The following is an 8922-nucleotide window of genomic DNA, read 5'->3' on the forward strand; positions in this document are numbered from 1 at the left end:
GATTGTACGATAAACGAGAACAGAACGAGGTTTTTTGATAATGAAAGTACTTGTATCCACACTTAATGCCAAATTCATTCATACCTCCTTGGCTTTACGCTATTTGAAAGCGTTCTGCGAGAAGGATTTTGACGTTGAAATTACAGAATATACGATCAAAGACCCTGTTATGAACGTCGTTTCGGACATTTACCAAAAGGCCCCGGATGTATTGGGTTTTTCTTGTTATATTTGGAACATAGAAGAAACGATCACGATTATTAAAATGATCAAAAAGATTCGGCCAGATCTCCTAATCATGCTTGGCGGCCCCGAGGTCTCCTATGATACCGAGTACTGGATGAATCGCATTCCTGAGGTCGATTTCATTGTGATGGGCGAAGGGGAAGAGACCTTCCACCAACTGCTGACGGAAATTTCGACGACTCGCAAATATCATTTTGTTTATGGACTGGCTTATCGCAAAGGCGAGGAAATCGTACTGATGCCAGGCAGACCAAAGCTGAAGCTGGATGATATCCCTTCTCCGCACCGTTTTGCAGAGGATGTACCTAGTCTGGCTAATCGTGTTGTTTACTTCGAGACAAGCCGTGGCTGTCCTTTCTCCTGCCAATTCTGCTTGTCGAGTATTGAGGTCGGTGTGCGGTATTTTGATATGGAACGCACCAAGTCAGACCTGCTGTACTTAATCGACTCCGGCGCGAAGCTGATCAAGTTCGTGGATCGGACGTTTAATATTAAGCGTGATTACGCGATGGAAATCTTTGAATTCCTCATTGCCAATCATCGCGGCACCGTGTTCCAGTTTGAGATTACTGCGGACATTATGCGTCCAGAAGTTCTCGATTACCTAGCAGAGAATGCCCCACCAGGTACATTCCGCTTCGAGATCGGTGTTCAATCTACGAATGACACGACCAACGATTTAGTGCAGCGCAGGCAAAATTTCTTCAAGCTGAGCCGTACAGTATCTAAGGTGAAAAACAGTTTGAAAATCGATCAGCATCTCGATCTTATTGCCGGCTTGCCGGAAGAGGATTATAACTCGTTTCGGAAGACGTTTAACGATGTCTTTGAACTAGGTCCAGAAGAGCTGCAGCTCGGATTCCTGAAAATGCTGCGCGGCACGGGTATGCGCAATGACGCGCATAAATACGGCTACGTTTATATGGACCACGCGCCATATGAGATTCTCGGCAATGACATTCTGCCATTCACTGATTTGATTCGCATCAAACGGGTGGAGGATGTGCTCGAGAAATATTGGAACGCGCACCGCATGGATCATACGGTCAAATATTTAATCGCCAAAGAATTCGCTTCTGCGTTTGATTTCTTTCAAGAGTTCGGTGACTTCTGGGAGAGCCGCGGCTGGCAGAAGATTGGGCATCAGCTCGAGGATCTGTTTACTCGTTTGCGCGACTTCCTGATGCATCGTGAAACGATAAACATGCACGTCATTGAAGGCTTGATGAAATTGGATTATTTCCTGGGCCATAAATATAAGCCGCGCAAAATATGGTGGGACTTCACCTTGGAGAAGTCTGAGCAGAACGCGTACCTGAGGCTGCTGGCTGAGCAGCCTGAGCTCGTAAGCGGCGACTTCCAGAGTCTCCGCATCAATGAAAAAGATCTCCACAAGCATGCAATGCTTGAGGTGCTTCCTTTCGCTTTGCAGACGTATCTGCAGAGCGGAGAGATCGACGAAAGCAGCAATGAGCTGCTTATTGTACACTTTCCGCCGGACGCACAGCAGCCGGCAAGCTATTACACCATGCCGCTTCAGCAAGTGGCAGCCGTATAATCGAAGCCTCGCTCCCCGTGTGAATAGGGAGTGGGGCTTTTTTTGCCCGGCATATATGGTTTAACCATGGCCTCTTGAGGGTAATCTATGGTAGTTGAAACACTTAATCATTGATACTTGAGAGGAGAGAAACTCATGATTGAAACCAAGAATAAACAGCTTGAACATCAGATCGTAAAGGTACTAAATGCTAATCAAGTTTGCTCCTTTGCAACAGTAGACAACGGCAAGCCAAAAGTACGTTACATGGCCTTATTCCACGATGGATTGACCATTAACCTTACGACTAACAAAAAGACGGATAAAGTGGACGAGCTAAAAGACAATCCCCATGTACACATTCTAGTAGGCTATGACGGCAAGACTTCCTCAGAAATTTTGCAGATCCAAGCAACGGCTACGATTACTGCAAATAATGCCCTTCGAGAGAGGCTGTGGAACGACTCCATGAAACAATGGTTCAATGGTCCGCATGATCCAAACTACGTAGTACTCGAAATTACGCCTTCTTATATCGAATATTTGAACGGGAATTCCGAACCGCAGGTTTGGACGACATAGCTTCTTAAACCTTTTTAGATCCCATCGAAGGATTTCCCTAAAAAATCCATTGACCACAGGTAAGGTTCAGTGATAAGATTGAAAAAATTTACCTATGGATCAAAGATAAATGAGAGACTTTGAGCTACGCTCAAAGATCCCTATATTAGGAGGAATCGTAAAGTGGCTACGTATTACTTAGAACCATCCCGTACGTTTAGTGAGTTTTTGTTGATTCCTAATCTTACAACGAAGGAATGTACACCGGCGAATGTGAAGCTTAAGACACCATTAGTTAAATTCAATAAAGGTGAGGAGCCTGCGATCTCGCTCAATATCCCGTTTTCATCTGCTGTCATGCAGGCCGTATCCGATCATGGAATGGCGATTGCTTTGGCGCGGAGTGGCGGGATTTCGTTCATTTTTGGCTCACAATCGATTGAAGAAGAAGCACTTATGGTGCGTAAAGTAAAAGGGTACAAGGCAGGGTTTGTAGTTAGCCGCTCGAACTTAACTCCCCAGCATACGCTAAGTGATGTACTGGCGTTGAAAGAGGAAACAGGTCATTCTACGGTTGCCATTACCGACGATGGTACAGCGAATGGAAAATTGCTTGGTATTGTAACGGGACGTGATTACCGGACAAGTCGTGACCCTTTGGATCGCCAAATCCATCATTTTATGACGCCTTTCGATAAATTAATTTATGGAAAATCAGGAATTACTTTATCGGAAGCAAACAATTTAATTTGGGATCACAAGCTGAATTGTTTACCGATTGTGGATGAGCATCAGAAGCTCGACACTCTCGTTTTCCGCAAGGATTATGATGAGCATAAAGAAAATCCGATGGAGCTGCTGGACGGTAACAAAAGCTATATTGTTGGTGCGGGGATTAATACGAAGGATTATAAAGAAAGAGTGCCTGCGCTTGTTGAAGCGGGAGTAGACATTCTGGTCATCGATTCTTCAGATGGTTACAGCGAATGGCAGCGTGAAACGGTTCAGTATGTGAAAGAGAATTTCAATGTGAAGATCGGCGCAGGTAACGTTGTAGACCGTGAAGGATTCCTTTATCTGGTGGAATCAGGAGCGGACTTCATTAAAGTCGGCATCGGCGGTGGATCTATCTGTATCACTCGGGAGCAAAAAGGGATTGGTCGCGGACAAGCCTCTTCCCTCATGGAAGTTGTTGAAGCCAGAGACCAATACTTCAAAGAAACAGGTACCTACATTCCAATCTGTTCCGATGGTGGTATCGTACATGACTACCATATTACATTAGCCTTAGCGATGGGCGCTGATTTTGTTATGCTGGGCCGATATTTCGCACGTTTCGATGAGAGCCCGACCAGAAAGCTAAAAGTTGGCAACAACTTCGTGAAAGAATACTGGGGTGAAGGCTCCAATCGTGCCCGCAACTGGCAGCGTTATGATACAGGCGGCAAAAACAAGCTCTTGTTTGAAGAAGGCGTCGATTCGTATGTTCCATACGCTGGAGGCCTGCAGGAGAACCTGGACAAGACGCTTGGTAAAATAAAGTCCACGATGTGCAACTGTGGATCATTAAGCTTGGATGAGCTGAAGAGCAAAGCGAGAATTGCACTCGTTTCTGCAACCAGCCTTGTTGAAGGCGGAGCGCATGACGTTATTTTAAAAGAAAGCAGCTTATCCGAAGAATAGCAGCTGCGAAAAGGGTGCTGTCTTGAACGGGTGCTTAATACCTGAAAGACCGTCCCTTAACTAAACAAGCCTCCCAAACCACTATGAAAGTGGTCTGGGAGGCTTGTTTTCGTTTCGAGGATCGCACCCTGCTTTTTGAAAGATACTCAACTCAGCTGAGAGACTGCACTGCTAAACTTTGCAGAGAGAGACTTCACTGTAACATAACTTTGCAGAGAGAGAGACTTCCTATAACTCAACTTTCCTAGGAGATTTCTCTTTTTACTCTAAATCAATTAACAAAGTTGTACATCATACAACAATTTCAATCCTAAACCGATAAAATCGCAGTAAAGTTGCATTTTGTACAGCATTTTCGACTGATTTTCAAAGAAAGTAGCTTATTTAAGAGAAATTGTTGTACTTTTTACAACACTCTCTACTCCTAATCACTTTTTAAGCTACAATTGTTGTATTTTATACAACAATCAAAACTTAAAGGGTAAGGGAAGGTTAAGGCAAAGTCAGAGCAAATTTGAGAAAAGTCAAGGCAAAGTCATAACAAAGTGATAACAAAGTCGAGCAAATCAAAGAAAAGTCAAAGCAAGCCAGAGCAAATCAAAGCAAAGTCAAAGCAAAGTCATAACAAAGTCAGAGCAAAGTCAAAGCAAGTCAGAGCAGAGTTAAAGTAAAGTCAAAGAAAAATCAGAGCAAAGGCAAATTAAAGTCATAGTAGAATAAAAACCAATGCCAAAGGCACATTACCTCTGTGTAAGAGGGATTTATTGCACAAAATACAATTAAGGCAAGTAGCTGCGAATAACCGTCATGCTGCCTTCTAGCGCATAACTGCCAAGATCGGCAGGAAGCAGGAAGCAGTCTCCTGGCTTCGTGGAGATGCTGCCATCTGCCCACTGAAGGGTCCCGTTACCGTCTGCAATTACGAGGATGACGAAGCTTTCAGGAGAAGTGCTTAGCTCCCATTTCGGTCCTACAAGGCCTTTTTCCACGGTGAAGAAAGGAGACTCGGCAAGCGTTAACCAAGTGCCAGCTTCATTCAAATCCGTTTTCATGCGAGTGGAGCCGGAGCCTTCGTAAGCGATAACGTTGAGCGAATCTGCAATATGAAGATCACGAGGCTTTCCATCCAGTCCGGGACGATTATAATCGTATAAACGATAGGTCGTATCGGAATTTTGTTGAATCTCGGCAACTAGGACACCAGCGCCAAGAGCATGGACCGTTCCTGCTGGGATGTAAAAGGAATCACCGGCTTCAACAGGCACTTCCTGTAAGCAATCCAAAATGCGGTTCTCTGCAATTGCTTGAGCTAAGCTTTCACGTGTAACGCCTTCTTGCATGCCGTATATAATTTTGGCGCCGGGCTTGGCATCAAGGATGTACCACATCTCTGTTTTGCCGAGCTCGCCGGCAGCCAAATTCTTGTAATGATCATTCGGATGTACTTGTACGGAAAGGTCGTCTTCGCAATCCAATAACTTAATGAGTAGTGGGAAACGGCCGTTTTTTTCGGAGAATCCTTTCGTGCCGAATAACGTTTTGCCGTATTTCTCGCGAATTTCGTCGAGACCAAGGCCTGCTAATTCGCCATTAATCACCTTCGTCGTTCCATTCGGGTGATCGCCAATCATCCAGCCTTCGCCAATAGCACCTTCTGGAAGCTTAAAACCAAACTTTTCTAGGGCTCTTCCACCCCAGACACGTTCTTTCATTTCAGGTTGAAATTGAAGCGGGTATGATTTCACTAACTATCCCTACTTTCTTCTCTAATTTCTCCTACAAATAATAAACTAATGCATTCTCTAGCATTATATCATGCGACTATCTTTTTTCTAGAGCTAAGAGATAGGGAGCATGCGGGCTGGTATTCATAAATTGGTAGCGCAGCATCTGAAAGGCTGCGAGCGGAAGGCGCTGGGCCCAGCTTTCGACGGCCGCAGCTTCTTCCGATCCTCCATCGTGCCCGCTGTAGAGCACGATGGTTACGATACCGCCTTTGCGGAGCAGGCGGAGGGCAGCCTCGAGAGCAGGGATCGTGGATTCCTGCTTCGTAATGGTTGCCGGATCGGCGCCGGGCAGGTAGCCGAGATTGAATGTGACCGCGGCGACCTTGCCATGGCGGTCCTGCGGCACAGCCGCCTCCATGAGCGCATGGCTGCATAGGCTCATATACACACAAGAAGATGCGTCTGGAAGTTCTTTCTCCAGACGCATCTTTGATTGATCCAGCGCTTGCTGCTGGATATCGAAGCCGTAAACGCTGCCGCGGGTGCCTACCAGCTTCGCTAAGAACAAGGCATCCACGCCGTTGCCAAGAGTCGCGTCGACGACTGTATCCCCCGGCTGAGCCCGCTGACAAATTAGTTGATGAGCAAAACTTAGTACTGAAACAAAACCCATGCGATGAAAGCCCTCCATGCTGCTTAAACGATCATTTTTTGTCTGCTAGCCATGTGGCCAGCACTTCGATTTCTTCGGATTTCAATGCGCTTTTGAAAGGTGGCATATCGCCTTTACCTCCAAGGATCTGCGCAACGATCTCATCCTTGGTCTTGCGTGAACCGACCTTCGTCAGGTTCGGCCCGAAGTCGCCTGCAAGCCCCGCCCCGTGGCAGGACATGCAATTGTCCTTATACAGCACCTGTGCCTGCGCTGCGGTGCTGGTGCCGCCATCCGCAGGCTTAGCGGATGCGGAGGGGGATGGCGCCGCGCTGGCAGGCGCTGGCACTGATGACGTCGGCGCCGGCTTCGCCGTAGCGGCCTCTTTCAGTGCTGGCGTTGCCGCAGCAGCTGTTGGCTTCGCTGTCGGCGCTGCGCTCGGCTGCGGAGTGCTGCTTGCCGCCGGCTGCACCGTAGCGGCTGCCGGTGTTGCCGTCGCTGCAGCAACCGGCGACGCACTAACTACCGCCGTCGGTGTCGTTGACGGCGCCACCGTACTCACTGGTGTTGCCGGCTCTCCTCCACATCCAGCGACAACTAGCATCATCCCAACAATGGCTGTTTGAGCCCGTTTCATCATCATGATTATCCATCTCCTTTATCATTCTACCTATATAAAGGAAACGGATAATAATCTATTTTGGTTTTATGTGTTTATATGTTTATGTGTATATATGTTTATGGGTTTTATATGTTTATATTTTCGTTTCGTTCCATTTAACCTTGGTTGGCCTTACCTTTCCAAAGTTTACCCTGCCAAGTCTTTCTTTCTTTCAGAAGGCTATCAAAGGCATTCAACACTTCCCACTTTTTGAGGCTCCACATGGGACCAATCAGTAAATCGCGGGGAGCATCTCCAGTAAGGCGGTGGACAATCATTTCCGGTGGGAGAAATTCGAGTGTATCGACGATCAGCTTCACATACTCGTCTTTTTCCAGGAACTGAAGCAAGCCAGCTTCGTATTGTTTCACCATAGGTGTTTTACGCATTAGATGAAGTAAATGGATTTTAATGCCCTGAACATCCATTTGTGCGACTGCTCGTCCCGTGTCCAACATCATTTCGTGGGTCTCCCCAGGCAATCCATAAATAATGTGTGCACAGGTGCGAATGTTATGCTTTCGAAGCTTAGCGACCGCGTCTAAATAGCATTGTGTGTCGTGAGCACGATTGATGAGTTCAGAGGTTGATTCGTGTACGGTTTGAAGGCCCATTTCGACCCATAGATACGTACGTTCATTCAATTCCGCCAAATATTCAATCACATCATCTGGTAAACAATCCGGTCTGGTCGCAATGGATAAACCTACAACACCAGGCTGTTTTAAAATAACTTCATAATATTCCCGCAGCTCCTCAACGGGTGCATACGTATTCGTATAGGCCTGAAAGTAACCGATGTATTTGGCTTCAGGCCACTTCAGATGCTGGAGATCACGAATCTTATTAAATTGGGTAACCAGATCATCGCGGCGGCTCCCGGCGAAATCACCTGACCCCCGCGCGCTGCAAAATGTACAGCCACCGGTTGCGATATTGCCATCCCGATTGGGACAAGTAAAACCTGCATCCAGCATGACTTTAAAAACCTTCCCCCCGAAAGCTTCACGCATTTCATAATTCCATGTATGGAAACGTTTGTCCCCCCATAATTGAGGCGACTCCTGAGTAATAGTAGACATATGGTTGCTCCTTTCTTTCCAACCTATTGTAGCGAAATTGAAGCATGAAAGCGACCCCTGCCTTTCCAAGAAGTTCCCCGTTAAAAGAGGGCGATACGGAGCATGATAACTTTGCATAACTATTACATGCCGAAAGGGGTTTTGAACAAGTGAAAAAGTTTCGTACAATTACTTTGGCGGTAGCATTGACAACTGCATTAAGCTTTGGGGCAACTGGTGCACTTGCTAACACATCGGGGACAACGTCAAGTGCTACGCCAGGAACTATGGGGACAGGAACTACGACAACATCGGGATATACAGGAAGTAATTATGATGCTACTACAGGTATGGGTACAACGGGAACAACTGGAACAACTGGAACAGCTACCCCCTATACGGGATACGGCACTGGAACAGGGTCCTATTCCGGAACGGGAACGGGTACTGGTGTTACGGGTCACATCAGTGGATATGGTAACAATATGATGGACCGAATGACTACTCGGGGTACACACACTGGAAATTACGATACATCATCTTACCGGACTTACGCGACTACAACAGACGGCAATCGTACAAATTGGGGATGGCTCGGTCTATTAGGTCTATTAGGCTTAACAGGACTTAGAGGTAAAGACAAACGAAGAGATGAAGCTAGATAAATAGCTGTTATCCAAATGCGCCTTCCAATTGGAGAGCACTGCAAAAGCCTTACTTTTGAACGAAGTGGATCTGCCAAATGGAAAAAGCATGAGATAAAGAAAAAAAGCAGTTCGTTCCTCATCAGAGGG

At 46.4% G+C, this 8922-nt stretch carries 8 protein-coding genes; 4 read left to right on the plus strand and 4 right to left on the minus strand.

Annotation, left to right across the window (positions count from 1 at the left end; translation table 11 throughout):
• The first annotated feature begins 40 nt into the window (after positions 1-40).
• From ASD40_RS21005 to ASD40_RS21015, 3 genes are all read left to right on the plus strand, one after another.
• Positions 41-1804 (plus strand): B12-binding domain-containing radical SAM protein, encoded by a 1764-nt coding sequence (locus ASD40_RS21005; protein ID WP_057305074.1) that lies wholly within the window; start codon positions 41-43, stop codon positions 1802-1804.
• 135 nt (positions 1805-1939) lie between these two features.
• Positions 1940-2365, plus strand: coding sequence for a pyridoxamine 5'-phosphate oxidase family protein (locus tag ASD40_RS21010; RefSeq protein ID WP_057305075.1), 426 nt, complete (start codon positions 1940-1942; stop codon positions 2363-2365).
• 162 nt (positions 2366-2527) lie between these two features.
• Positions 2528-4027 (plus strand): IMP dehydrogenase, encoded by a 1500-nt coding sequence (locus ASD40_RS21015; RefSeq protein WP_057305076.1) that lies wholly within the window; start codon positions 2528-2530, stop codon positions 4025-4027.
• A 779-nt stretch (positions 4028-4806) separates the two neighbouring features.
• Here ASD40_RS21015 and ASD40_RS21020 read toward each other — a convergent pair.
• The 4 genes from ASD40_RS21020 to ASD40_RS21035 all read right to left on the minus strand — a co-directional run bounded on the left by ASD40_RS21020 (position 4807) and on the right by ASD40_RS21035 (position 8149).
• Positions 4807-5772, minus strand: a complete 966-nt coding sequence (locus tag ASD40_RS21020; RefSeq protein WP_057305077.1) for a type I phosphomannose isomerase catalytic subunit — start codon at positions 5770-5772, stop codon at positions 4807-4809.
• A 76-nt stretch (positions 5773-5848) separates the two neighbouring features.
• On the minus strand, positions 5849-6427 hold the full coding sequence (locus tag ASD40_RS21025) for a class I SAM-dependent methyltransferase (protein ID WP_057305078.1): 579 nt from the start codon (positions 6425-6427) through the stop codon (positions 5849-5851).
• Positions 6428-6458: 31 nt separating this feature from the next.
• Positions 6459-7049 carry a c-type cytochrome gene (locus ASD40_RS36570; protein ID WP_057305079.1) on the minus strand — a complete coding sequence of 197 codons (591 nt, stop codon included), beginning with the start codon at positions 7047-7049 and terminating at the stop codon, positions 6459-6461.
• 134 nt (positions 7050-7183) lie between these two features.
• A complete protein-coding gene (locus ASD40_RS21035) occupies positions 7184-8149 on the minus strand; it encodes a TIGR01212 family radical SAM protein (RefSeq protein WP_057305080.1) in 966 nt (321 codons plus the stop codon).
• A gap of 149 nt (positions 8150-8298) precedes the next feature.
• Here ASD40_RS21035 and ASD40_RS36575 point away from each other — a divergent pair, with 149 nt between their 5' ends.
• Positions 8299-8793: a WGxxGxxG-CTERM domain-containing protein gene (locus ASD40_RS36575; RefSeq protein WP_082562321.1), complete on the plus strand. Its 495-nt coding sequence runs from the start codon at positions 8299-8301 to the stop codon at positions 8791-8793.
• Positions 8794-8922: the final 129 nt, after the last annotated feature.

The organism is Paenibacillus sp. Root444D2, assembly GCF_001426375.1.
Classification (GTDB): domain Bacteria; phylum Bacillota; class Bacilli; order Paenibacillales; family NBRC-103111; genus Paenibacillus_E.